The sequence below is a fragment of the Streptomyces albidoflavus genome, from assembly GCF_000719955.1.
Classification (GTDB): domain Bacteria; phylum Actinomycetota; class Actinomycetes; order Streptomycetales; family Streptomycetaceae; genus Streptomyces; species Streptomyces albidoflavus.
This window is the reverse complement of sequence record NZ_JOII01000043.1, coordinates 1-24,642: the sequence shown is the minus strand read 5'-3', so window position 1 is coordinate 24,642 and position 24,642 is coordinate 1. Positions and strand designations below refer to the sequence as shown.

The 24,642-nt window shown below is 73.4% G+C and carries 20 protein-coding genes; 10 read left to right on the top strand and 10 right to left on the bottom strand.

Features of this window, described 5'->3' with window-relative positions; all coding sequences use genetic code 11:
• Positions 1–76: 76 nt before the first annotated feature.
• The gene (locus tag IF45_RS0128300; RefSeq protein WP_008413155.1) at positions 77–271 is read right to left on the bottom strand and encodes a hypothetical protein; all 195 of its coding nucleotides are present in this window, start codon (positions 269–271) and stop codon (positions 77–79) included.
• A 96-nt stretch (positions 272–367) separates the two neighbouring features.
• Positions 368–3,718 carry a S41 family peptidase gene (locus IF45_RS0128295; RefSeq protein WP_030310340.1) on the bottom strand — a complete coding sequence of 1,117 codons (3,351 nt, stop codon included), beginning with the start codon at positions 3,716–3,718 and terminating at the stop codon, positions 368–370.
• Positions 3,719–3,941: 223 nt separating this feature from the next.
• Between IF45_RS0128295 and IF45_RS0128290 the strand changes: the two genes are divergently transcribed.
• Both IF45_RS0128290 and IF45_RS0128285 read left to right on the top strand, forming a co-directional pair.
• Positions 3,942–4,514, top strand: a complete 573-nt coding sequence (locus IF45_RS0128290; RefSeq protein WP_003950248.1) for a TetR/AcrR family transcriptional regulator — start codon at positions 3,942–3,944, stop codon at positions 4,512–4,514.
• A 183-nt stretch (positions 4,515–4,697) separates the two neighbouring features.
• Positions 4,698–6,959 (top strand): MMPL family transporter, encoded by a 2,262-nt coding sequence (locus IF45_RS0128285; protein ID WP_008413161.1) that lies wholly within the window; start codon positions 4,698–4,700, stop codon positions 6,957–6,959.
• A gap of 75 nt (positions 6,960–7,034) precedes the next feature.
• Here the strand turns inward: IF45_RS0128285 and IF45_RS0128280 are convergent, their stop codons facing one another.
• The gene (locus IF45_RS0128280) at positions 7,035–7,496 is read right to left on the bottom strand and encodes an SsgA family sporulation/cell division regulator (RefSeq protein WP_008413163.1); all 462 of its coding nucleotides are present in this window, start codon (positions 7,494–7,496) and stop codon (positions 7,035–7,037) included.
• Between the two features lie 263 nt (positions 7,497–7,759).
• On the opposite strand from IF45_RS0128280, the gene IF45_RS0128275 reads away from it, so the two are divergent.
• Positions 7,760–8,986 (top strand): serine hydrolase domain-containing protein, encoded by a 1,227-nt coding sequence (locus tag IF45_RS0128275; protein ID WP_030310337.1) that lies wholly within the window; start codon positions 7,760–7,762, stop codon positions 8,984–8,986.
• A 342-nt stretch (positions 8,987–9,328) separates the two neighbouring features.
• Here IF45_RS0128275 and IF45_RS0128270 read toward each other — a convergent pair whose 3' ends face one another.
• The 3 genes from IF45_RS0128270 to IF45_RS0128260 form a co-directional block, all read right to left on the bottom strand.
• A complete protein-coding gene (locus IF45_RS0128270) occupies positions 9,329–9,748 on the bottom strand; it encodes an SgcJ/EcaC family oxidoreductase (protein ID WP_030310334.1) in 420 nt (139 codons plus the stop codon).
• Positions 9,749–10,018: 270 nt separating this feature from the next.
• Positions 10,019–10,870 carry an EamA family transporter gene (locus tag IF45_RS0128265; RefSeq protein ID WP_008413171.1) on the bottom strand — a complete coding sequence of 284 codons (852 nt, stop codon included), beginning with the start codon at positions 10,868–10,870 and terminating at the stop codon, positions 10,019–10,021.
• On the bottom strand, positions 10,867–11,418 hold the full coding sequence (locus IF45_RS0128260) for a YbaK/EbsC family protein (RefSeq protein ID WP_026235440.1): 552 nt from the start codon (positions 11,416–11,418) through the stop codon (positions 10,867–10,869). The genes IF45_RS0128265 and IF45_RS0128260 overlap by 4 nt, the downstream gene beginning before the upstream one ends.
• A 149-nt stretch (positions 11,419–11,567) precedes the next feature.
• On the opposite strand from IF45_RS0128260, the gene IF45_RS0128255 reads away from it, so the two are divergent.
• Together IF45_RS0128255 and IF45_RS0128250 are read left to right on the top strand one after the other, a co-directional pair.
• Positions 11,568–12,617, top strand: a complete 1,050-nt coding sequence (locus IF45_RS0128255; protein ID WP_030310332.1) for a restriction endonuclease — start codon at positions 11,568–11,570, stop codon at positions 12,615–12,617.
• Positions 12,618–12,747: 130 nt separating this feature from the next.
• A complete protein-coding gene (locus tag IF45_RS0128250; protein WP_008413177.1) occupies positions 12,748–12,933 on the top strand; it encodes a hypothetical protein in 186 nt (61 codons plus the stop codon).
• A 528-nt stretch (positions 12,934–13,461) separates the two neighbouring features.
• On the opposite strand, the gene IF45_RS0128240 is transcribed toward IF45_RS0128250, so the two are convergent.
• Both IF45_RS0128240 and IF45_RS0128235 read right to left on the bottom strand, forming a co-directional pair.
• The gene (locus IF45_RS0128240) at positions 13,462–15,162 is read right to left on the bottom strand and encodes a penicillin-binding transpeptidase domain-containing protein (RefSeq protein WP_030310330.1); all 1,701 of its coding nucleotides are present in this window, start codon (positions 15,160–15,162) and stop codon (positions 13,462–13,464) included.
• 130 nt (positions 15,163–15,292) lie between these two features.
• Positions 15,293–16,918 (bottom strand): penicillin-binding transpeptidase domain-containing protein, encoded by a 1,626-nt coding sequence (locus IF45_RS0128235; RefSeq protein ID WP_030310329.1) that lies wholly within the window; start codon positions 16,916–16,918, stop codon positions 15,293–15,295.
• 336 nt (positions 16,919–17,254) lie between these two features.
• Here IF45_RS0128235 and IF45_RS0128230 point away from each other — a divergent pair, with 336 nt between their 5' ends.
• The gene (locus IF45_RS0128230; protein WP_030310327.1) at positions 17,255–17,602 is read left to right on the top strand and encodes a DUF1330 domain-containing protein; all 348 of its coding nucleotides are present in this window, start codon (positions 17,255–17,257) and stop codon (positions 17,600–17,602) included.
• 3 nt (positions 17,603–17,605) lie between these two features.
• On the opposite strand, the gene IF45_RS0128225 is transcribed toward IF45_RS0128230, so the two are convergent.
• Complete coding sequence (locus tag IF45_RS0128225) at positions 17,606–18,082, bottom strand: hypothetical protein (RefSeq protein WP_026282452.1); 477 nt, start codon at positions 18,080–18,082, stop codon at positions 17,606–17,608.
• Positions 18,083–18,132: 50 nt separating this feature from the next.
• Positions 18,133–19,869, bottom strand: a complete 1,737-nt coding sequence (locus IF45_RS0128220) for a dolichyl-phosphate-mannose--protein mannosyltransferase (RefSeq protein WP_008413189.1) — start codon at positions 19,867–19,869, stop codon at positions 18,133–18,135.
• 159 nt (positions 19,870–20,028) lie between these two features.
• Between IF45_RS0128220 and rsmI the strand changes: the two genes are divergently transcribed.
• The 4 genes from rsmI to IF45_RS0128200 all read left to right on the top strand — a co-directional run bounded on the left by rsmI (position 20,029) and on the right by IF45_RS0128200 (position 24,500).
• Positions 20,029–20,895: a 16S rRNA (cytidine(1402)-2'-O)-methyltransferase gene (gene rsmI, locus IF45_RS0128215; RefSeq protein ID WP_003950263.1), complete on the top strand. Its 867-nt coding sequence runs from the start codon at positions 20,029–20,031 to the stop codon at positions 20,893–20,895.
• A gap of 150 nt (positions 20,896–21,045) precedes the next feature.
• Complete coding sequence (locus IF45_RS0128210) at positions 21,046–21,492, top strand: hypothetical protein (RefSeq protein ID WP_003950264.1); 447 nt, start codon at positions 21,046–21,048, stop codon at positions 21,490–21,492.
• A gap of 134 nt (positions 21,493–21,626) precedes the next feature.
• Positions 21,627–23,579, top strand: coding sequence for a glycoside hydrolase family 84 protein (locus IF45_RS0128205; protein WP_030310324.1), 1,953 nt, complete (start codon positions 21,627–21,629; stop codon positions 23,577–23,579).
• A 21-nt stretch (positions 23,580–23,600) separates the two neighbouring features.
• Positions 23,601–24,500 carry a TatD family hydrolase gene (locus IF45_RS0128200; RefSeq protein ID WP_008413197.1) on the top strand — a complete coding sequence of 300 codons (900 nt, stop codon included), beginning with the start codon at positions 23,601–23,603 and terminating at the stop codon, positions 24,498–24,500.
• Positions 24,501–24,642 lie beyond the last annotated feature (142 nt).

The following is a 24,642-nucleotide window of genomic DNA, read 5'->3' as shown; positions in this document are numbered from 1 at the left end:
GCGGCCCCTCCCGGACAGCGCCGGGCCCGGTCCGTGGGGAGGACCGGGCCCGGCGTGCGCGCCGACGGGGGCGGCGTCACTGGTTGTGGTGGTGGCCGCGCTTCGGATGGCCTTCGTGGCCCTCGTGGGAGCGGCCGTGCCTGCCGTGCGAGCGCCCGGAGTCGTGCCGGCCGGCCTCCTTCGAGGCGTTCTCCTTCGAGGCGGCCATCTTCTCCTTCGCCTGGTCGGCGAGGCGCTCGGCCTTGTTCCTGAACTGGTCCATGAGGCCCATGACGAGTCCTCCCAAGGGGACATTCGGGGCATAGCTGAACACCTTCCAGCCTGGCACGCCCGCCCGCCGCCCGCATCCCCCGCCGCCGGACAGGCCCTACCCGTCCTGCGGCCTCGGCGGCAGCGGCGGCCGGGCCAGGTCCGGCACGCCGGAGTGGTCGGGCGGGCTCTTCGCGGGCTCCCGCTCCAGCAACTCCAGGGCGAGGCGGACCGCGTCGTCCAGGACTGCGTGGTGCCCCTCGGCCCAGTCCAGCGGCGTGCGCACCGCCTCCAGGTCCGGCTCCACCCCGTGGTTCTCGATCCCCCAGCCGTACGCCTCGAACCAGGCCGCGTTCATCGGCACCGTGATGAGCGTGCCGTCGCCGAGCCGGTGGCGTCCGGTGATGCCGACGACGCCGCCCCAGGTCCGCGAGCCGACCACCGGGCCGAGCTTCAGCAGCTTGATGGCGGCGGTGATCATGTCGCCGTCGGAGGAGGTCGCCTCGTCGGCCACCGCGACGATCGGGCCGCGCGGCGCGTTGGAGGTGTACGAGACGGGCTGCGCGTCGCGGGTCAGGTCCCAGCCGAGGATGGTGCGGGTCAGCTTCTCGATGACCAGCTCGCTGATGTGGCCGCCGGCGTTGCCGCGCACGTCGACGATGAGCGAGGGACGGGAGACCTCCATGCGCACGTCGCGGTTGAACTGGGCCCACCCCGAGCCGCCCAGGTCCGGGATGTGCAGGTAGCCGCACTGCCCGCCGGACAGCTCGCGGACCACCTGGCGGCGCCGGGCCACCCAGTCCTGGTACCGCAGCGGCCGCTCGTCGACCAGCGGCACCACGGCGACCCGGCGCGAACGGCCGCCCTCGGCCGCCCGGAAGGTCAGCTCGACGGTGGTGCCCCCGGCGCCCGCCAGCAGCGGGTAGGGCCCGGTCACCGGGTCGACCGGGCGCCCGTCGACGTGGGTGAGGGCGGCGCCCTCGCGGATGCCGGTGCCGGCCAGCGGGGAGCGGGCCTTGGTGTCGGAGGAGTCGCCGGGCAGGATGCGCCGCAGCACCCACTGGTCGCCGACGCGGACCAGGTTGGCGCCGAGCAGCCCCTGGGCGCGCTGGTAGTGCGGGGGGCCCTCGTTGCGGCGGGCCGGGGAGACGTAGGCGTGCGAGGTGCCGAGTTCGCCGAGGACCTCGCGGAGCAGGTCGGCGAACTCGTCCGGGGTCGCCACCCGCTCCACCAGCGGCCGGTACTGGTCGAGGACGCCCGGCCAGTCGACGCCGCACATGTCGGGGTCCCAGAAGTAGTCCCGGGTCAGCCGCCCGGCCTCCGCGTACGCCTGGCGCCACTCGGCGGGCGGGTCGACCTCGTGCAGGATGCGGCGCAGGTCGAGCCAGACCGAGGTGTCGTCGTCGCCCTGCTCGGTGGCGGGCATGGCGCGCAGCGCGCCCTCGTCCAGCACCACCAGCCGGGTGCCGTCGCCGCTGGGGGCGAACGAGTCGAGGTGGCGGACGAGTTCGGTGCGCCGGCCGCGGACGATGTCGAAGTGCTCCAGCGTGGGGCGGTCGGAGGTGTCGGCCGGGTTGGCGAAGGTCTCGCCGAGCGCCCCGGAGATCGGCCAGCGCAGCCAGACCACCCCGCCGCCCGCCACCGGGCAGAGCGAGGAGTACTTGGAGGCGGCCACCGGGAACGGCGTCACCCGGCTCGCCAGCCCCTCCACCTCGACCATGGCCGCCCCGTCCTCCGGGTCCGCGTCCGAGGGGTCCATGCCGCCCGCCGCCGGGCGCCCGTCGGGCAGCAGCGCGAACGGCGAGGGCGTCGCCGAGGAGAGCGGCACGAGGTACGGGCGGGAGCCGAGCGGGAAGGAGAGGTCGCCGGTGTGCACGTCGTAGACCGGGTCGAAGCCGCGCCAGGAGAGGAAGGCCAGGTAGCGGCCGTCCCGGGTGAAGACCGGGCTCTCGTCCTCGAAGCGGCCGTCGGTGACGTCCACGATCTGCGGGTCGGCGTCGGTGACCCGGGCCATCCTGATCTGGCGCAGGGAGCGCCCGATGCCCGGGTGCGACCAGGTCAGCCAGTGGCCGTCGGGGGAGAAGGCCAGGTCGCGGACGGGTCCGTTGAGCGAGCGGACCAGTTCGGTCAGCGGTGCCTCTTCCTCGATGACCACCTCGGCCTCCGGGGCGCGCTCGCCCTCGGGCGCCGGGGCCAGCACGGTGTCGCCGACCGGGTCGGTGGCGTCCAGGAGCAGCAGCCGCCCGTCGTTGGAGGCGAGCGCGATCCGCTCGCCCGCAGGGTCGGCGACGATCTCCAGGACGTGGCCGAGCCGTCCGCCCGCCAGGCGCCGCTTGGGCCTTCCGCCGGTGGCGCGCGGCAGGTAGGCGATCTCCACGGCGTCGTCGCCGCCCGCGTCGGTGACGTAGGCGACGGTGCCGCCCGCGCCGAGCATCTCCGGCAGCCGGGTGCGCACCCCGGGGGCGTCGGCGATGGTGCGGGCGGGGCCGTCGCGGTGGGTCAGCCAGTAGAGGCTGCCGCGGACGTTGACGGCGCTGGCCCGGCCGGTGGCGTCCACCGAGCTGCCGCGGACGTTCTGCGCGGCCGGGACCTGGTAGGGCCGCCGGCCGGTGCGCGGCCCGCCGAGGCGGACGTCGAGGCGGCGCGGGACGGAGCCGGGGGAGAGGTCGTCGACGATCCACAGGTCGCCCGCGCACTGGTAGACGACGCGGTGCCCGTCGCTGGAGGCGGTGCGGGCGTAGAAGGCGTCGTGGTCGGTGTGGCGGCGCAGGTCCGTGCCGTCGGGGGCGCAGGAGTAGAGGTTGCCGATGCCCTCGTGGTCGGAGAGGAAGGCGATGCGGCCGTCCACGATCATCGGCGACTCCAGGTGCCCGTCCAGACCGGGCAGGAGCCGCTCCCCGTGCAGCCACAGCCGCCCCTGCGCGCCGCCCCGGTACCGCTTCCAGTACGCCGGTTCGTGCGGCGGCGTCGCGGTCAGCAGCAGGGTGCGGTACTGGCCGTCCACCAGGCCGACGGTGAGGTCGGTGACCGGGCCCCAGGGGAGTTTGCTGCCCGGGGAGCCGTCGGTGAGCAGGCTGTACGCCCAGGTGACGTAGGAGAAGGGCTGGCCGTGCGAGGAGACGGCGATGATCTCGCCGACCGATTCGTGGCCCGGCGGGTACCAGCCGCGCACCCGGGTGTCCTGGTTCCCCCAGTAGGTGAGGCGGCGCACCGGGCCGCCGCCGGTCGGGGTCAGGTGGATCTCCGGGTCGAGGCTGCGCCAGGAGGTGTACGCGACCTGGCTGCCGTCCGGCGAGAAGCGGGGCAGGCCCAGGCGGGTGCGGTCGGCGGTCATCCGCCACGCCCGGCCCGGCGCCGCCTGCCCGGCTCCGGGCAGGTCGGCCAGCCACAGGTCGTCCTCGGCGACGAAGCAGAGACGGTCCTCGTGGAGGTCGGGGAAGCGCAGGTACGCGGCGTCGGCACTCACCACTCCATGCTTTTCCCGCCGCGCCGGGGCGGCAACTCGGGCCCCGGACCGCCGGCACGTGTGGCCCCGTGTGGCCGAGGGCACACGGAAGAGGGCGCCGCGGACTTCCCCCGCGGGGTACCGTCATATACGAGCTGTACGAAACCGTTTCGTTCACGAGCGGGGTCGGTACCGGCGTGCGCCCGCGCGCCCGGAGCCCCCCGGCAGGCGGCGAGGAGACACCGGCATGGCGGGTACGCGCTTCACACCCGAGCGGGAGGGCGAGCTGTACACGGCCGTCCTCGGCCTGCTCCGTGAAGTCGGGTACGACGCCCTGACGATGGACGCCGTCGCCGCCCGCGCCCACACCAGCAAGGCCACCCTCTACCGCCAGTGGGGGAGCAAGGCCGAACTGGTCGTCCGGGCGCTGAGATGCGAGAAACCCGTCTTCCTCGACGAGGTGGACACCGGCTCGCTCCGCGGCGACCTCGACGCCGTCCTGGAGATGACCGACGACGACCGCCTGGAGCAGGACACCGCGCTGATGCGGGGCCTGATGCAGGCCGCCTCGGCCAGCACCGAACTCCACGACGCGCTGATCAGCCAGCTGATCAACCCGGAGACCGACGGCGTCGACACGCTGCTGCGCCGGGCCGTCGACCGCGGCGAGGTCGCGGCCGACAACCCGGCACTCGGTTACGTACCGCACATGATGATCGGCGCGCTCGCCGCGCGGCTGCTCATCGAGAACCGGCCGGTGGACCGGGCCTTCCTCCGCCACTACGTGCACTCCGTGGTCTTCCCCGCCCTCGGAGTCTGACCGCGCCGCCCGCCCCGGCCAGGGACCGGGCGCCGCAACAACCGCACAGCCGCGTACGAACACGCCGCGCCCCCGGGTGCGGCAGGCACCCGCCCGCCCGTACCTGACCGACACGCCGCTCTCGTCGTCGGGCTGAGCACCTGTGTCCCGACCCCCTACGACCTGAACGGGAGTACGCCCTCCGTGGCCACTTTCCTGTATTCGATCGGACGGTTCGCCTTCCGGCGCCGCCGCCTCGTCGCCCTGGTGTGGGTGGCGCTGCTGGCGATCGCCGGCGTCGGCGCCGCCACCGCGTCCACCGCGACCTCCAACTCCTTCTCCATACCCGGCACGGAGGCGCAGCGCGCCTTCGACCTGCTGGAGGAGCGCTACCCGGGCCAGAGCGCCGACGGGGCCTCGGCCCGCGTCGTCTTCAAGGCGCCCGAGGGCGAGAAGATCACCGCGCCCGAGAACGCGGCCGAGGTCTCCGGCATCGTCAAGGAACTCCAGGACGGCTCGGACCAGATCGCGTCCGTCGCCGACCCCTTCGACAAGAAGGCCCCGGCGGTCAGCCAGGACGGCACCACCGCCTACATCTCCGTCACCTACGACGTCAGCTCCTTCGAGCTGACCGAGGAGACCCGCGACTCCCTCAAGAACGCCGGGAACGACGCCCGCGAAGGCGGCATGACCGTGGAGATCGGCGGTGACGCGCTGATGGTGATGCCGGAGACCGGGATCACCGAGGTCATCGGCGTGGTCGTCGCGGGCATCGTCCTGGTCATCACCTTCGGTTCGCTGGTCGCCGCCGGACTGCCGCTGATCACCGCGCTGATCGGCGTCGGCATCGGCGTCTCGGCGATCACCGCGCTCGCCTCCGTGATGGACCTCGGCTCCACCACCGCCACCCTCGCGATGATGATCGGCCTCGCCGTCGGCATCGACTACGCCCTCTTCATCGTCTCCCGCTACCGCGCCGAACTGGCCGAGGGCCGGGAGCGCGAGGAGGCCGCCGGGCGGGCGGTGGGCACCGCGGGATCCGCCGTGGTCTTCGCCGGCCTGACCGTGGTCATCGCCCTGGCGGGCCTGACCGTCGTCAACATCCCGATCCTGACCAAGATGGGTCTGGCCGCCGCCGGCACCGTCGTGCTGGCCGTCCTCGTCGCCATCACCCTCATCCCGGCCTTCCTCGGCTTCGCGGGTGAGCGGATCGTCTCACGCAAGGACCGCAAGGCCCGCAAGGCCGCCGCCGAGCAGGCCGCCGCCACCGGCGAGGTCCTCGTCGGCGACGCCCCGCGCGACAACGGCGGCACCCGCTGGTCCCGCTTCGTCCAGCGCCGTCCCGTCATGGTGCTGCTCGCCGGTGTGATCGGCCTCGGCGTCATCGCCATCCCGGCCGCCTCGCTGGAGATGGGCCTCCCGGACGACGGCGCCCAGCCCACCTCCACCTCGCCGCGCAAGGCGTACGACCTCCTCTCCGACGGCTTCGGGCCCGGCTTCAACGGCCCGCTGGTCGGCGTCGTCGACCTGAAGAACAGCGACGACCAGGACGCCGTGCTCCAGCGGATCACCGGCGAGATCCAGAAGAACGACCACGTCGCGATCGTGACGCCGCCGGCGCCGAACGATGCCGGCGACACCGCGACGTTCCAGGTCATCCCCAAGGACCGGCCGAACTCCACCGAGACCGAGACGCTCGTCCACGACATCCGCGACCTGGGCGACACGCTCAAGTCCGAGGACGGCGCCGAGGTCTTCGTCACCGGCGCCACCGCGATGAACATCGACTTCTCGGAGAAGATGAACGACGCGCTGCTGCCGTACCTGGCGCTCGTCGTCGGCCTCGCCTTCCTCCTGCTGATGGTGGTCTTCCGGTCGATCCTGGTGCCGCTCAAGGCCGCGCTCGGCTTCCTGCTCTCGGTGGTGGCCGCGCTCGGTGCCGTCGTCGCCGTCTTCCAGTGGGGCTGGCTCGGCGGGCTCTTCGGGGTCGAGCAGCCCGGCCCGATCATGAGCGTCATGCCGATCCTGATGGTCGGCGTGGTCTTCGGTCTCGCCATGGACTACGAGGTCTTCCTCGTCACCCGTATGCGGGAGGCGTACGTCCACGGGGAGTCGCCCTCGGAGGCGATCACCACCGGCTTCCGCCACGGCGCCCGCGTCGTGACGGCGGCGGCGGTCATCATGATCGCGGTCTTCGCCGGCTTCATCGGCTCCAGCGAGCAGATGATCAAGATGATCGGCTTCGGCCTCGCCATCGCCGTCTTCTTCGACGCCTTCGTGGTGCGGATGGCGATCGTCCCGGCGGTCCTCGCCCTGCTCGGCAAGCGCGCCTGGTGGCTGCCGCGCTGGCTGGACCGTGCCCTGCCCGACTTCGACGTGGAGGGCGACAAGCTCCGCAAGAAGCTCGACGGGGACGCCGCCGAGGGCGGCTCGGGCAAGGAGGAGCGGGAGACGGTCTCCGTCTGACGGCCTGACCGCCTGACCGCGCCCTGGGGGGAGCCCCGCACCGGGAGTCGGTGCGGGGCTCCTTCGCGTCCGGGGTCAGCCGGGGGCGCCGGTCGGGGTCGTCCCGGTGGTGGCGCTGGTCGCGGCGGCCGGCCCGGGCTCGTGCGGCTCGTGGGCGACGGCCGCCACCGCCGGCTCACCGGCCGGCCCCTCCGCGTGCGTACGCCGCAGGAAGCGGATGAGCACCACCGCGTCGAACTGGATGACCAGCGGTTCCTCGCCCGGAGCATGGAACTCCACGACCGTCTGCACCCGCCCGCACGGCCACACCCGGACCGCGCCCTCGGCGCAGGTCGTACGCAGCCCCGCCTCCAGCAGGGCGCGCGGAATCTCCCGGTCCGCGGAGGCGAAGCCGGCGCCGGGGAAGTGGAGGACGACGGGGCACTCCTCGCCCCGGGCCGCGTCGGGGTCGTACCGCAGCAGGACCGGGACGGCGAAGTGGTCGTTGCCGTCGGTGACGATGTACCCACGGGCGCGCTGCTCGACTGCGGCGGTCATCGGTGCTGTCCTCCTGAGGCGAAGGCGGGGCGGCGGAACGCCTGTACTCCTGGACTCCTGTGCTGCTCTTGCTGCTCCTGTGCTGTTATCGCCCAGAAGTGCGCCCCTTATGCGATGAATATCCCATAAAAAGGTGAAATCCTCCTGGCGAGGTCTTTGCTTTCCGCCCCTCCGTGTGCATGCGTACGCGCACGGTGACCCCACGACGCCGGCTCTCCCGGACCCCCGTCGGCCCCCGCCCCCGCATCTGTGACCATGGGACGGTGAACGACACCGCCGAGGCCACCGGCCACCCCGCCCCCGACGAACAGGACCCCGCGCCGGAACCCGTCGCCGTCCACGGCACGGTCGCCCCCGGCTACGAGCCGGTCCGTGACGCCTTCGCCCGCAACTTCGCCCAGCTCGGCGACCGCGGCGCCGCCGTCACCGTCCACCGCCACGGCACCCCCGTCGTCGACCTGTGGGCCGGCACCCGCGACCACGACTCCACCGACCCCTGGGAGCGCGGCACTGCGCAGGTCGTCCACTCCGTCACCAAGGGCGTCTCCGCCGCCGCCCTGCTCCTCCTCCACCAGCGCGGCCGCCTCGACCTCGACGCCCCGGTCAGCACCTACTGGCCCGAGTACGCCGCCGAGGGCAAGGAACGCACCCTCGTCCGCCACCTCCTCGCCCACCGCGCGGGCGTCCCCGTCCTCGACCGGCCGCTCACCCCCGACGAGGCCGGCCACCCCGGCACCGGCGCCGCCGCCGTCGCCGCCCAGGCCCCCGTCTGGGAGCCCGGCACCGAACACGGCTACCACGCGCAGACCTACAGCTGGCTCACCGGCGAACTCGTCCGGCGCGTCACCGGGATCTCCCTCGGCCGGTACGTCGCCGAGGAGATCGCGGGGCCGCTCGGGCTCGACCTGTGGATCGGGCTGCCGCCGGAGCGGAAGGACCGGGTCGGACGGTCCGGGGCCGTCTCCGCCCCCGAGCGGGGCGGGCTGCGGCTGCGGCCGCGCCGGAACGTGCAGGACGCCTACGGCGACCCCGCCTCCCTCACCCGGCGGGCCTTCGACGCCATCGACCCGCCCGTCGACGAGAACAGCCCCGCCTACCACGCGGCCGAACTCCCCGGCGCCAACGGGATCGCGACCGCCTACGCCCTCTCCCGCTTCTACGCCTCCCTGATCGGCGCCGTCGAACAGGGCCCGCGCCTCTTCGCTCCCGCCACCCTGGCGCTCGCTCGCACCGTGGAGTCCGAGGGGCCTGACCGGGTGCTCGTCGTGCCGACGCGGTTCGGGCCCGGGTTCATGCTGCACGGGGCTGCCTCGCCCCTGCTCGCGGACGGGTCCTTCGGGCACCCCGGGCGCGGGGGGTCGCTCGGCTTCGCCGATCCCGAGAGCGGGGTCGCCCTTGGTTACGTCACCAACGGGCTCCAGAAGACGGTCACCAACGACCCCCGGGCCCAGGCCCTCGTCCGTGCTGTCCGCGGGGTTCTCCAGGGGTAGCCCCTGCTCGGCGGGGCCCACTCGTCGGCCTGCGGCCGGGCTGGGCTGTCTTTGCCGTCCGGCGCTCCTGCCTGTGCCGTCACCGATGGCCTCAAGCGCCGGCCGGGCTGAAATGCGGCCTCAAGCGCCGGCCGGGCTGAAATGCGGCCTCAAGCGCCGGCCGGGCTGAAATGGGTGCGCTGGGGCTGGGCTTCGCCCCGTCCTTCCGGCCCCGCCCCTGCGGGTCACTGATGGCCTCAGTCGCCGGCCGGGCTGTCGGGGTTCGCGGGATTCCAGGCAGGAAAGAATGCCGTTCGGGCTCTGAAGGGACCCGCCTGATGGCAAGTCAAGAATGACGCCGAACTACTCGGCCACGGCAACGCCGGTGTTCTGACCGGCGGAGATCCACCACTGCCCGTCCCTCTTCACCAGCACCCACGTTCCCACATTGGCCCGCTTGTGCTCTGACACCACGATGGGCTGCCGGAAGAAGACCACGGCGACGTCCGGGGCCGGGAAAGTGATGCGCTCGATCTCGTACCAGGTGTTGATTCCCCCGGCGTGCCCTGTCAGGCGCTCGCTGTGATAGGCGTGAATCTTCTCCCAGCCGAAGAAGCGCGCACCGTTCACCGCCGTGAAGACCACGTCCGCGGTGAACCGTTCGTCGAACTTCGCAGCGTCATGCTCAGCGAAAGCCGACTCCAAGTCGGCGAATATCTCCTCGATAAGGCGCACATCATCCTTGTCGCTCTGACATTCCTGAGTGTCTGGGCGATCGGTCACTCGTCGCTCCCTCTGTCGGGACGGGTGTGGCCACGACTGATCATCGTGACTCGCGCGAACCGACGAAGAGGCGCCGACCGCGCCCCACAGCATAGATCCGCCCCCTTGTGAGGAGGTACCCCGGCGCGGCCCCGCCCCACCCCCGTGCCGGAGGAACCGCGAACCTGACAGCCCGGCCGGCGTTTGAGGCCATCTTTGACCGGCAGGGTCGATACGGAGCCCAGGCCCATGACAGCCCAGCCGGGCCGCAGCCCGATGAGCCGGCTGAGGTCAGCCCACGTGGAGCATGAGCCCGATCCCCGCGGCCATGACAGCCGCGGCAAGCAGCCGCGGCGCCCCGAACCGCTCTTTGAAGAAGAAGGCCCCGATGAGGGCACCGACGATGATCGAGGATTCGCGCAGCGCCGCCACCGGAGCGAGCGGCGCCCGCGTCTGCGCCCAGAGGACGAGCCCGTACGCGGCCATGGACAGCGCCGCCCCGAGCAACCCCCGCCCCGCATGCGGCCGAAGCGAGCCAAGAAGCCCCCGCCCCCGCCGGGCCAAGGCGTACGCGGGGATGGCGATCCCTTCCAGGATCATCAGCCAGGCGAGATACCCGACGGGACTCCCGGCGGCCCGCACCCCGGCCCCGTCGACGACGGTGTAGGCGGCGATGGCCAGCCCCGTCGCCACGGCAGCGGTGAGCGCGGCCCAGTCGGGCCGCCTGCCGGAGCTGCGGACGCCCCAGAGGGCGAGCCCCACCAGCCCGGCGCTGGCCAGCGCGACCCCCGCCCCCTGCCAGCGGTCGAGCCGCTCACCCAGCAGCACGGCGGCCAGCACGGTGACGACCAGCGGCGCGGTCCCCCGGGCGATCGGATACATCTGCCCGAAGTCGCCGAGCGAGAACGACCGCATCAGCAGCAACTGGTAGCCGACGTGCAGCGCCGCCGACACCAGCAGGTACGGCCAGGCCGCGGCGGCGGGCAGGCCCGTGAAGCAGGCGATCCCCGCGCCGATCACCGCGGCCCCGCCGCTGATCAGCGTGAACGCGGTCAGCTGGTCCTTGATGGCGTGGGCGAGGGCGTTCCACGCGGCGTGGGTGAAGGCGGCCAGCAGCACGGCCGCCGCGACCACCGGCGTCATTCGGACGACTCGCGCACGTCCACGAGGGTCGCCCCGGCATGGCGGACCAGCTCGGCCGGCGCCATCGGGAAGACGGTGTGCGGGGTGCCGGCGGCCGCCCACACCTCGGCGTGCGCCAGCAGCCGCCGGTCGGCCAGGACCGGGGTACGGGTGCGGTGCCCGAAGGGCGGGACGCCCCCGATGGCGTACCCGGTGGTCTCGCGCACCAGGTCGGCCTTGGCCCGGGTCACCTTGGTGGCGCCGAGCGCGTCGCGGACCTGGTCGAGGTCGGCGCGGGAGGCGCCGTCGAGGAGGACCAGCACGGGGACGGGGCCCTCGGTGCCGGGCAGGCCGTGGGCGGCGAAGATCAGGGACTTGACGATGGCGTCCAGCTCGCAGCCGACGGCCGCGGCGGCCTCCTCGGCGGTCCGGGTCGCCTCGGGGAACTTCCGTACGCGCGCCGTCACCTCACCCAGGCCGAGCGCCTGCAGGGCCTCGGCGAAGCGCGGGAGGACGACGGAGGGGGCCGCCTCCGTGGCGGCCGGCGCGGTGGTCTCGGATGTGCTCATGGTGCGCACGGTAGCGGTAGGTGTAGGCGCCACGCGAGGGTGTTCCCTGGTCGGGGCGGTGCGCGTCCGACGCGTCGATCATGGTTCCGGCCGGGCAGGGCAGACGGCGAGGAGAGGGACAGAGCCGTAGCTGAGGGGTGGGGTCGCAGATGATCGACGAGATGGTACCGGCGCGCGAACCGCTGGCCGAGGAGCCGATACCCGCCAGGGTGGTACGCGGGGGCGCACGCAGGCCCCGGCGGACGCGGCGGGCACGTCCGACGGTCCGCTCCGGCTCGCTGGCGGTGGTACTCGCCGCCGCGATCCTGACCGGACTCGCCCTGGCCTTCCAGGGGTTCGCCCGGTGGGCGGGGGAGCACCCCGGCTGGGCCGTCCTGCTGGGCCTCGCCGCCGTCCCCGTCCTCTACGCCCTGCTGCGCGGCATGCCCCACGCCCGCGACCTGCGCCGCGCCGCCCGCGCGGGCATGGCCGAGGCCGAGGCCGACGCACTGGCCGCCACCCGCACCGCCCCGCCCGTCCCGGTCGACGAGCCCGCAGACCCGCCCACCCGCACCCAGCAACCGCCCCTCCTGGCCGACGCGTTCCCGCCCGGCCCCGAGGAACCGACCCTCGCCGCCCCCTTCCACGACGGCCGCACGGCCCCACTCCCGGAACCCGAAGCCCCCGCCCCGTACGCCACAGAGCCGTACGCCCCCGACTGGGAACCGCAACTGGAACCGGAACTGGAACCGGAGCCGGAGCCGGAGGCGGAAGCGGTCGCGCTCACCGCGGCCGAGTTGGACGGTGTCGACCTCGCCACGCTGGACTTCGCCGCCCTGGACGCCGACACCTTCGAGGAGGCGGTCGCCGCCCTCTGCCGCCGCGACGGCTGCGCCGACGCCGAGACCGTCGGCGGCGCGGGCGACCTCGGCGCGGACGTCCTGGCCACCGCCCCCGACGGCCGGCGCGTGGTCATCCAGTGCAAGCGATACGGCCCGGAGAACAAGGTCGGCTCCCAGGACCTCCAGCGCTTCGGCGGAACCTGCTGGAGCGTCCACGGCGCCCAGCTCGCCGTCCTGGTGACGACCAGCGAGTTCACCGCCCCGGCCGAGGAGTACGCCGACTCCTGCGGCATCCGCTGCATCGACGGCACCGAACTCACCGCCTGGGCCGAAGGAACCGGCCCCGCCCCCTGGGGCCCCGGCGCAACCCTCGGCTGACCGCCCCCCCCCTTGGGGCGCGCACAACCGGCCAACCCTGCAACAGCATCCGGACAGGACTATGCGCAGGGCAACATGGCTATGCGCTCAGCCCGTACGGTGGCGCCAGCCCAGGAGGAGCTGAACCACTGTGTACGACCGCACCCTTGCCGCACCACGCGAGGAGCGGGGCCAGGCCGCGCCCCCGGTGAACATCGCCTGCTGCATGCGCTGCCACCGCCTCACCAGAACCCCCGTCCCCCTCCGCACCATCCGCAGCACCTGCGGCCCCGCCACCACCCTCTACACCTGCCCCACCTGCACACCCCCCACCTGACACACCCGCTGCCTCGTCCCACCCTCCGGCGGTCAGCCGCGTACGAGACCGTGGGGTGGGGCCGTGCCGGGGTGCCCCCGCAGCAAACTGCACACACGGCCGTCTTGAAGCGACTGACCCCGCACCCTGCAGTTTGTGAGGAGGCACCCCGGCACGGCCCCGCCCCACCCCCGTGCCGGGGGAACCGCGAACCTGACAGCCCGGCCGGCGTTTGAGGCCATCGGTGACCGGCGCGGCGGAGACGGAGCCCAGCCCCCACCAGCCCAGCCGGCACCTGAGGCCCCCTGGCCCGGGACAGGCCAGACGAGCACCCCCCCTCACCGAGGACCAGACGTCACCTAGTGGCGTCCACCCAAGCAATGGCCCCCGCCACAAGGGAAATAAGCACCAACCCCACCACAAGCGTCCCCAGCAGAATCACCTTGCGCACGGACCGCGCATCCACAAAGCACCCTCCAAAGGCAGGGAATCGAGCGAAGACCGAGCCGAAGCCGTGATGCCGGCCCGGCCCCGCTAACCCCTACCCCGTCAGGACCCGAGCAGCACCGCCCGCACCAACGGACCCGCCGAGGCCCCGCCCCGGCCCCCCTCCTGGATGACCGCCGCGGCCGCCACATCACCACGCCAGGCGGTGAACCAGCCGTTGGGCTTCTTCTGGTTGTCGACCTCGGCGCTGCCCGTCTTGGCGCCGACATCGGCCCCGAGCCCGGCCATGGGCTCGGCCCCGGACCCGGCGACGGCGGTGTGCGTGAGCAGGGCCTTGAGCTGGCTCTGCGCCGACGCGGAGAGCTTCCGCTCGGCCTTGGCCAGGGACCGGCCGTCGACCTCGGGCGAGACCAGGTAGGGCTGGTGGAACTCGCCGGTCTTGGCGGTGGCGACGACGGAGGCCATGTTCAGCGGGTTGGCGCGGACGCCGCCCTGGCCGATGAGCGAGGCCGCCATCGAGGCGTCGGACTGGACGGGCACGGCGCCGTCGAACGACGGGACGCCGATGGCCCAGTCGTCCTTGCCCAGCCCGAAGACCTGCTGGGACTGCTTGGTCAGGTCGTCGTCCTTCAGCTTCTTCGCCTGGCTGATGAAGGCCGTGTTGCAGGAGGCCCCGAAGCTGTCCCGGAACGTCCCCCCGGTGATCTTGAACTTCTCGACGTTCTGGAACTTCCAGCCGCCGTACGAGGAGTACTTGGGGCACGGGTGCTTCTTGTCGATGCCCGCCAGGTCCTTCTCCAGCAGCATCGAGGCGGAGACGATCTTCATCGTGGAGCCGGGGGCCAGCGAGCCCTGGAGGGCGACGTTGAACCCCTCCGGGTTGGAGTTGGCGAAGGCGAGGATCTCCCCGGTGGAGGGGCGCAGCGCCACCACGGACGCCTTCTTCCGCTCGGCCACCTCCTTCTCGGCGGTGGCCTGGGCCTTGGCGCTGAGCGTGGTCCGCAGCGTGCCCTCCTTGCCCTCGGCGAGGGTCAGCAGGGTCTTGTCGGGAAGCTCGTCGTCGTCCCCGGACTTGGCCTCGGTGCCGTCCGCCTTCTTCTCCTTCTCGGGCTTCTCGGCCCGCACGACGCGGAGTTCGACACCCGGGGTGCCGCCGGCCTTCTCGCCGTACCGCTCGCGCAGGCTGTCCAGGACGGCGCCGAGCGAGGGGTACTTCTCCTTGGTCAGCTCCCCGCCGTCCCGGTCCAGGGCGCGGATCGGGGGCGTGCCCGCCTCGCCGGTCACCAGCTGGTCGCCCTCGGCGAGGTCGGGGTGGAGGACGGAAGGCTGCCAGTGCACCAGCGGGCGGCCGTCGGCGGCGCGCCGCACCACGGTCAGCTCCGACTCGTACGCCCAGGGCTTGTCCGTCTTCTCCCAGGTGACCGTGGTGGCCACCGAGAACGGCACCTTCGCCTTGGCGCGCTTGCCCTTCTGGATCTCCACCGGCCCGGTCTTCGCGCTCTTCGCGTACGCGTCCAGGGCGGCCTGGGCGGCGGTGGGGGCGTCGGTCTGGCGGGCGGCCTCGGCGGGCTCGCCCGCCGCCCAGGCGTCGAGGAACTTGGTCGCGGCGCCCTTGACCTCGGCCGCCGTCAGCGGGCCGGTGGGTATCGCGTCGGCCTGGTCGGCCGCCTCGTCCCCGCCGGTGAAGGCCCAGGCGCCGACCCCGGCGCCTATCACCACGGCGGCGGCCGCACCGATCACCGCGTATTTCCTGGTGTTGTTGGTGCCCGGTTCGCGGCGCACCTCGCGTCGTCTCTTGCCCACAGTCCCCTCCGCAGCTCCGCCGCCCCCTCGGCACCGACGGGCCCCAGCGTAGTGCCGCCCGCGGACACCCCGTCCCCTGGCCGGTCGGCCGGGGGAGGGGCGCGCGGACGAGGTGGTTCCGTACGCCGGGTCAGGCGCCGGAGCGCAGGACGGCGGCGACGATCGGGCCCGCGCTCTCGCCGCCCCGGCCCCCCTGTTCGGCGACGGCGGCGACGGCCAGGTCACCGCGGTAGGCGGTGAACCAGCTGTTGGCCGTCGCCTGCCCGTCGACCTCCGCCGAACCGGTCTTGGCGCCGATGTCGCCGCCCAGCCCGGCCAGGGCGCCGGCGGCGCTGCCGGAGGTCGCGGTCCGGTGCATCATGGCGCGCAACTGCGCGGCCGTACCCGGCGCCAGCCCGCGCGCCTGGGCCAGCTCACCGTCGATCAGCTCGCGCGGTACGAGCACCGGCTGCCGGAACGCGCCGGTACGGGCGGTGGCGGTGACCGAGGCGAGGGTCAGCGGGTTCAGCTGGACCTGGCCCTGCCCGATCAGTGCGGCCGCCGTGTCGGGGCCGCCCGAGGCCGGGACCCTGCCGTCGAAGGAGGGCACGCCGATCCGCCAGTCGTCGCGGGCGAGGCCGAAGACCTCCTGGGCCTGGCGGGTGAGGTCGTCCACCTTCAGCTCGTCGGCGAACTTCACGAAGGCGGTGTTGCAGGAACGGGCGAAGCTGTCGGCGAGGGTGGCGTGCTCGTTGGGCGCGAGCCCCGGCAGGTTGTTGAAGGTCTGGCTCTGCCAGGTGGCCGAGGGCGGGCAGGGCGCGGCCCCTTCGGCGGCGGTCAGCCCCTTGTCGATGAGGAGCGAGGCCGAGACGATCTTCATCGTCGACCCGGGCGCGAGCTGGCCGAGGAAGGACGCGTCGAAGCCGTCCGCACGGTGGTCGGCCACGGCCAGGATCTCCCCGGTACTGGGCCGCAGCGCCACCACGGACGCCTCCGCCCGCCCGGCCACCGCCTGTTCGGCGGCGCGCTGGGCGGCGGCGGAGAGTGTGGTGCGCACGGTGCCGGGCTTGCCCTCGGCGAGGGTCAGCAGGGTCTGCCGGGGCGCGCTGCTCTCGGGGTCGATCCACAGCTCGACGCCGGGCTTACCGCCCGCCTGCTTGCCGTACTGGTCCCGCAGCTTGTCCAGCAGCGGCCCCAGCGAGGGGTGTTCGGAACGCTTCAGCTCCTGGCCCGCCCGGTCGACGAGGCGGATCGGCGGCACCTCGGCCTCCCCCGCCTGAAGGGTGTCGCCCGCCTGGAGGTCCGGGTGGAGCACCTCGGGCGCCCAGTCGACCAGGGGCCGGCCCGTCGTCTCCCCCCGGACGACCTCCAGTTCACCCTCGTACTTCCAGGTGCCCCGGTGCTCGCCGACGGAGACGGTGGCCTCGACCGCGTAGCCGACGGTGCGGCCGACCGGCTCCTCGGCGGTGACGCGCACGTGGCTGACGTGGGCGGCCTCGAAGTAGTCGGTCAGCGCGGTACGGGCGGCCACGGCGTTGTCGGTGAGCTGCGCCGCCTCGGCGGTGTCCCGGCGCGACCAGGCCGCGAAGAACGCCTTGGCCGCCTTGGCCGCCTCGGCCCGGGTCGGCGGCCCGGCCGGCTTCTCGGCGGCGGCCGCCTCGACCCCGTCACCCCCGCCCCCCACATCGCCGACCAGTTCGTAGACCCCGAACCCGGCGGCCCCCACCATGCCCAGAAACACCCCGCCCACCAGCGCGGCCTTGGCTCCGTTACGCACGGAATCGTCCCCTCCCCGTCTCCCCGGCAGCCGCGTGAACGACGATTTGAACGTGTTCAAACAACTACCCTCCGGTGCACTCTAAGCACAGGAGTGGTCATGTGGAGGCAAAAATGCGGCGAACGTACTCCGGAATAGGCCATTCCGTCATGAGCCCTCCCGCCTCGGCCACTTCGCCACCACGGGGGACCGGCCGGGCGCCCGACGCCCACCCCGCTCCCCCCTGAGCCGGAACCCTTCCTCCCGCTTCAGCCCCCAGCGGACACCCACCCCTTCCGCCGCCCCCCTTGCCAGGCTCACCCGCGTAAGCGCCCGCCACCGAGCCGAAAGGCCCCCATGCCCGCCTACGCCATCGCCCGCCTCCAGGACGCCGCCCCGCACCCCGACATCGCCGAGTACCTCGACCGCATCACCGCCACCTTCACCCCGTACGGCGGCCGCTTCCTCGTCCACGTCACCCCGCACGAGACGGTCGAGGGCACCTGGCCCGGCGCCGTCGTCATGATCGGCTTCCCCGACCTCCCCCAGGCCCGCGCCTGGTGGAACTCCCCGGCGTACCAGGAGATAGCTCCCCTCCGCTCCCGCCACATCGAGGGGGACATCATCCTGGTCGAGGGCGTACCGGACGGATACGACCCGAGCGGCGCGGCGACGGCGGTCCGGGAGGCGGCCGCGGGCGAGTAGGGCTCACCTCGCCCTGCCCGCCCTCCCTATCGCCAGGTCGGACCGCGCCGCCTCGTGCAGCCCGTTGAGCGCCTCCACCAGAGGGATGTCGAGCTGCGCGGTCCCGTTGCCGGGCTCCCGGGCGGCCCGCAGCAACTCCCAGGTCCGCCGGTTGACCGCGTGTGCGGCGGTGGCGGCGGCGTCGTGGCTCAGCAGGACGAACGTCTCGAAGAGCACCGACCGCTTGTTCTCGCTCGCCTCCATCGCCCACAACGCCTCGGCCGGGTCCCTGCCCTCGTCACGGGCCCGCCCTGCGTCCCTGGCGGCCCGGCTGATCTCCTTGATGCACGTGACGTACTCGATGTACGTCTCCAGCTTCCGCTCGTCCCACCGCGTGGTCATCTCCCGCCGGAACTTGGCGCGTTCCACGGACGCGGTCGCGAAGTAGGAGGTGAGGGCGCCTATGAGCACGCCGACGAGGGTGAGGATCTGGGTGGCCATGGCGGACAAGGTAGCGGCGGGCGGCTACTGCGAGCCCGCCGCCGGTCCCCCTAGACCCACGTATCCAGCCACATCCTCCGCTGCCACTGGTCCACCGGGATCGGCTCCCCCGTGTACAGCGGCCAGAAGTAGATGAAGTTCCACAGGATGAGGAGGACGATGACGCCTGCCGTTGCCGCGCCTGCCATGCGGCGGCGTTCCGAGGAGCCTGGGGGGCCGATGATCGCGCCGAGGAACATGGCGAGGGCGAGGCAGAGGAAGGGGACGAAGACGACGGCGTAGAAGACGAAGATGGTGCGTTCCTGGTAGGCGAACCAGGGGAGGTAGCCGGCGGCGACGCCGCAGAGGAGGGCGCCGGCGCGCCAGTCGCGGCGCAGGCCCCAGCGCCAGAGGCAGTAGGCGACGGCGAAGCAGGCGGCCCACCACAGGGCGGGGGTGCCGAGGGCGAGGACCTCGCGGGCGCACTTGTCGACGGTGTCGGCGGGGCAGCCGTCCTTGCCGGGGGCCGGGGACTCGTAGAAGTAGGAGACGGGGCGGCCGGCGACCAGCCAGGACCAGGGGTTGGACTCGTAGGTGTGGCCGGAGTTCAGGCCGACGTGGAAGTCGTAGACCTTGTTCTCGTAGTGCCAGAGGCTGCGGAGCCAGTCGGGGAGCCAGGCGAAGGAGCCGCCCTGTCCGGCGCCCGCCGCCCAGTCGCGGTAGTAGCCGCCGGTGCCGTCGGCGGGGGAGGCGATCCAGGCGGCCCAGGAGGCGACGTAGGTGGCGACGGCGACCGGGACCGTGGAGACGAAGGCGGGGAGGATGTCGCGGCGGAGCACCGCCGTGTACGGGCGGCGGGCCCCGGCGACGCGGCGGGCGCCGACGTCCCAGGCGACGGTGAGGAGGCCGAAGGCGGCCAGGATGTAGAGGCCGTTCCACTTGGTGGCGAAGGCGAGGCCCAGGCAGAGCCCGGCGGCGAGGCGCCAGGGCCGCCAGCCCAGGCGCAGGCTGCCCGCGACGCCGGAGTCGGGGCGCACGACGCCGTCCGCGCCGGCCGGGAGGGCGGCGGCCAGCCGGGCGCGGGCCTTGTCGCGGTCGATGAGCAGGCAGCCGAAGGCGGCCAGGACGAAGAACATCAGCACCAGGTCGAGCAGGGCGGTGCGGCTCATCACGAAGTGCAGGCCGTCCACGGCCAGCAGCAGACCGGCCAGGCAGCCGAGGAAGGTCGAGCGGAAGAGGCGGCGGCCGATGCGGCAGAGCATCAGCACGGAGAGGGTGCCGAGCAGGGCCGTCATGAACCGCCAGCCGAACGGTTCCAGGCCGAAGAGCCACTCGCCGATGCCGATGACGTACTTGCCGACCGGCGGGTGGACGACGTAGGAGGCGTCGGTGGGGATCTGGACCGAGGACGGGTCGGCGAGGATCGAGGCGTCGGCGTTCTTCGGCCAGCTCACCTCGAAGCCGCGGTGGATGAGGGCCCACGCGTCCTTCGCGTAGTACGTCTCGTCGAATATCACCGCCTTCGGGCTGCCCAGGTTCCAGAACCGCAGCACCCCGGCGAAGAGCGCCACCAGCAGCGGGCCGCCCCAGGCGGAGAGCGCCACCAGCCGCCGCGCCGCCGCCTCGCCGACGCCCAGGCCCTTCCAGAGCCGCGGGTCGGGCTCGTTGTACGGCGGCACCAGCCGCTCCCGCACCCCCTGCCGCGGGCGCGCGGTGTACCCGAATCTGCGCAGCCGCTGCGGCCAGGGCTGCGCGGTCGCGTCGGGCCGGTCCGTGGGGGCCCCGGTCGAGGAGGCGGTCTTGGTCACCGGGTCATCGTAGGGAACGGTCCCGGACAGGTCCCGCCCCCGTGCCGGTACCTCCCCATCTGGGGCATCCCGTCCCCCGGGAGCCGTGCGGCGGCCGGGCGGAAACGTCCCTTCCGTCCGGCCGCGGGCGCGGGTGCGGGCGGCTGCGAGGATGGAGCCGTGACAGGAACCGGAACCCTCGTACTCGCAGGCACCCCCATCGGCGACACCGCCGACGCCCCGCCCCGGCTCGCCGCCGAGCTGGAGCGCGCCGACGTCGTCGCCGCCGAGGACACCCGCCGGCTGCGCCGCCTCACCCAGGCCCTCGGCGTCCACACCACCGGACGCGTCGTCTCCTACTTCGAGGGCAACGAGAGCGCCCGCACCCCCGAACTGGTCGAGGAGCTGGCCCAGGGCGCGCGGGTGCTGCTGGTCACCGACGCGGGCATGCCCTCGGTCTCCGACCCCGGGTACCGCCTGGTCGCCGCCGCCGTCGAGCGCGGGCTGCGCATCACCGCCGTGCCCGGCCCGTCCGCCGTGCTGACCGCGCTCGCCCTCTCCGGGCTGCCCGTCGACCGGTTCTGCTTCGAGGGGTTCCTGCCGCGCAAGGCGGGGGAGCGGCTGGGGCGGCTGCGCGAGGTGGCCGGGGAGCGCCGCACCCTCGTCTACTTCGAGGCGCCGCACCGGCTCGCCGCCACCCTGGAGGCGATGGCCGAGGTCTTCGGCGCCGACCGCCGCGCCGCCGTCTGCCGTGAGCTGACCAAGACCTACGAGGAGGTCCGGCGCGACGGCCTCGGCGCACTGGCCGCCTGGGCCGCCGAGGGCGTACGCGGGGAGATCACGGTCGTCGTCGAGGGAGCGCCCGAGGCCGGGCCCGCCGACCTGGACGACGCGGAGCTGGTGCGCCGGGTCCGCGACCGCGAGGAGGCGGGGGAGCGGCGCAAGGAGGCCATCGCCGCCGTCGCCGCCGAGGCGGGGCTGCCCAAGCGCCAGGTCTTCGATGCCGTCGTGGCGGCAAAGAACGCGGAACGAAACGGCCCGAAGTGAGGTAAAGGGCTAGCCTGAAAGGTAAAGCGGGGGGCATCGGTGAGGCCGCCCCGCCATGGCGGTCCCAAATCCCGTCCATGATGCGACCGGCTCCGATGCGCCCCGGTCCCCACAGGAGTCCACTGGTGGGAGACGACCGAAGGAGTCGGCATGAGCCAGACATCGCGGACAGGTACCCCCTCCGGTACCTCCAGCCCGACCTCCGAAGCCCCGATACCCCGCGCGCCCGTCGACACCGTGCACGAGGCGTACTCGTTCGCCTGCATGCGGTGCGGGCACGGCTGGGAGCAGGAGTACGACATCCAGCACTTCAGCGACCGCGACGGGCACGAGTTCTTCCTCTACCTCGCCGACGGCCACCGGGTGCCCTCACCGCTCTCCCGGCCCACCTGCCTCAACTGCGGGGGCCACGTCGTGCGCATCATGCAGGCCGGCCGGGTGGCCGCCGCCCAAGCCGCGATGCACGGCACCGCCTCCGGCGAATCCGTCGCGCGGGGCGGCATGGCGGCCCACGTGCCCAGCGAGCGGTCCGACACCGGCGCCGCGCGGGCCGGTGGGCGGCGCTCGATCTGGTCCCGGATCTTCGGGCACGGATAGCCCCGGCCGGAACCGGGCGGTGGTGGAGCGGGCGCGGGCGCGTTCCCTTGACGAGGCGTAGGTACGGCGGGACGCTCCTGGGGTCCGAGTGACTGGTCGAGACCACCAGGAGTACGAGACCACCAGGAGTTGTCGTGCCTCGTCGTCGTCACCGCTCCACCAGCGCCTGCCTGCTCACCGCCACGGCCCTGGCGCTCACCGCCCTCACCCCCGCCCAGGCCGGTCAGGCCGCACAGCCTCCCGACCGCCTGCCCCGGGTCACTCCCGAGCCCCAGTCCCTGCGGCCCACCGGCGCCGACGCCCGCGTCACCCGCCGGGTCACCGTGGTCGCGGACGACCGGACCGACCCCGCCGCCCTGCGCCGCCTCGTCCGGGAGCTGGAGGACCACGGGGCCGCCCGCGTCGACGTGACCGCCCCCGACGCCGTACCCCGCGCCACCGGCCGCCTGACCGTACGCCTCGGAGCCGCCGGCCGCCCCGACCTCACCCGCGCCCTCGCCGGCACCGCCGTACCCGACCGGGCCGAGGGCTACGCGCTCCGGGCCGAGGCCGCTTCCGTGGCCTTGGCGGGCGCCGACGCCACCGGCCAGTTCTACGCCGTCCAGAGCCTGCGCCAGCTCCTCCGGCGCATTGGCACCACCTGGCACGTGGCGGGCGCCGCCGTCTCCGACCACCCCGCCATGCCCCTGCGCGGCACCGTCGAAGGCTTCTACGGCACGCCCTGGACCCACGCCGAACGCCTCGACCAGATGGACTTCTACGGCGACGTGAAGGCCAACACGTACATCTACGCGCCCAAGGACGACCCCTACCACCGCGACAAGTGGCGCGAGCCCTACCCCGAGGACAAGGCCGCCGAACTGGGCGAACTGGTGGAGCGCGCCGACGCCAACCACGTCCGCTTCACCTTCGCCGTCTCCCCGGGCACCTCGATCTGCTACTCCGACCCGGACCACGTCCAGGACCTCACGGCCAAACTCCAGGCCCTCTACGACCTGGGCACCCGCTCCTTCTCGATCCCGCTGGACGACATCAACTACACGGCCTGGAACTGCGAGGCCGACCGCGCCGCCTACGGCGAACCCGGCCGCGCCTCGGCCGCCCGCGCCCAGAGCGACCTCCTCAACCACGTGCAGCGCGCCTTCGTCGCCACCCACGAGGGCACCCGCCCGCTCCAGACGGTCCCCACCGAGTACGGCGACCTCACCGACACCGCCTACAAGCAGACCCTCCGCGACGCGCTGGACCCGGAGGTCGAGGTGATGTGGACCGGCACCGACGTCGTCCCGCCGGAGATCACCAACGACCAGGCCGAAGCCGCCTCCGCCCTCTTCGGCCGCAAGGTCTTCGTCTGGGACAACTATCCGGTCAACGACTTCGGCAACACCAGCGGCCGCCTCCTCCTCGCCCCCTACGACCGCCGCGAGCCCGGCCTCTCCGACCACCTCACCGGCATCGTCGCCAACCCCATGAACCAGCCCTACGCCGGCAAGGTCGCCGTCCTCGGCGCCGCCGCCTTCTCCTGGAACGACACCGCCTACGACGCGAAGGCCACCTGGCACGCCGCCCTCTCCTACCTCGCGGACGGCGACCCCCGCGCCACGAAGGCCCTCCTCCTCTTCGCCGACCTCAACCACCTCGCCCCCACCTTCGGCGACACCCCCTGGCAGCCCCAGGCCCCCGAGCTGTCCCGCCGCACCGCCGCCTTCTGGCAGAGCTGGGACGCGGGCGACGAGGCGAAGGCCGTCCGCACCCTGCGCCCCTACGCCGACGCCCTCGCCCAGGCCCCCGCCAAGATCCGCTCCGGCAAGGTCCAGCCCGGCTTCCTCACCGACGCCGCCCCCTGGCTCGACGCCACCGCCCTGTGGGGCCGGGCCACCGTCACCATGACCGACGCCCTCGACGCCTGGCACCGCGGCGACCAGGACCGGGCCCGAGAACTGGCCGAGGAGTCCCGGGACCTCCAGGACCAGGCCCGCGCCGTCCGCGTCGACCCGCCCCGCAACTCCTGGGGCAAGGTCCAGCCCAAGATCGCCGACGGCGTCCTCGACACCTTCCTGACCGAGGCGGCCGCCCGTCTGACCTGACGGCTTCGTAGGATCGGAGCCATGAGTCGTGAGGGACGCAAGGGTCAGGGTCAGGACGCGCCGCCGCTGCCGGAGGCGCTGACGGTCGAGGTCGCCGACAGCCACACCCACGTGGACATGCAGGCGGACTCGATGGAGGAGACCCTGGCCAAGGCCGCCTCGGTCGGCGTGACCACCCTGATCCAGGTCGGCTGCGACCTCGCGGGCTCCCGCTGGGCCGCCGAGGCCGCAGCCGCCCACGACCGGGTCCACGCCGCCGTCGCCCTCCACCCCAACGAGGCCCCCCGCATCGTCCTCGGCGACCCCGACGGCTGGTCCCGCCAGGGCGAACGCCCCGCAGGCGGCGAAGCCGCCCTCGACGAGGCCCTCGACCAGATCGAGGCACTGGCCGCCCTCCCCCACGTCCTCGGCGTGGGCGAAACCGGCCTCGACCACTTCCGCACCGGCCCCGAAGGCATGGCCGCCCAGGAACGCTCCTTCCGCGCCCACATCGAACTCGCCAAGCGCCACGACAAGGCCCTGGTCATCCACGACCGCGAGGCCCACGCCGACGTCCTGCGCATCCTCCGCGAGGAAGGCGCCCCCGACCGCACCGTCTTCCACTGCTTCTCCGGCGACGCCGACATGGCCAGGACCTGCGCCGACCACGGCTACTACATGTCCTTCGCCGGCAACATCACCTTCAAGAACGCCCACCCCCTCCGCGAAGCCCTCAAGGCCGCCCCCCAGGAACTCCTCCTCGTCGAAACCGACGCCCCCTTCCTCACCCCGGCCCCCCACCGAGGCCGCCCCAACGCCCCGTACCTCATCCCCCTCACGGTCCGCGCCATGGCCGAAACCCGCGAGGAACCCGTGGAGGAACTGGCCAAGGCCCTCGCCACCAACACCTCCCAAGCCTTCGGCTACTCCCTGAACCACTGACGGCCTACGCCCCCCCACCGGCGGCCCGACGCCGACGAGACGCAAGGGCGGGGACGGGTCGGGGTGCCCCCGCAGCAAACTGCACACACGGCCGCCTTGAAGCGACTGACCCCGCACCCTGCAGTTTGTGAGGAGGTACCCC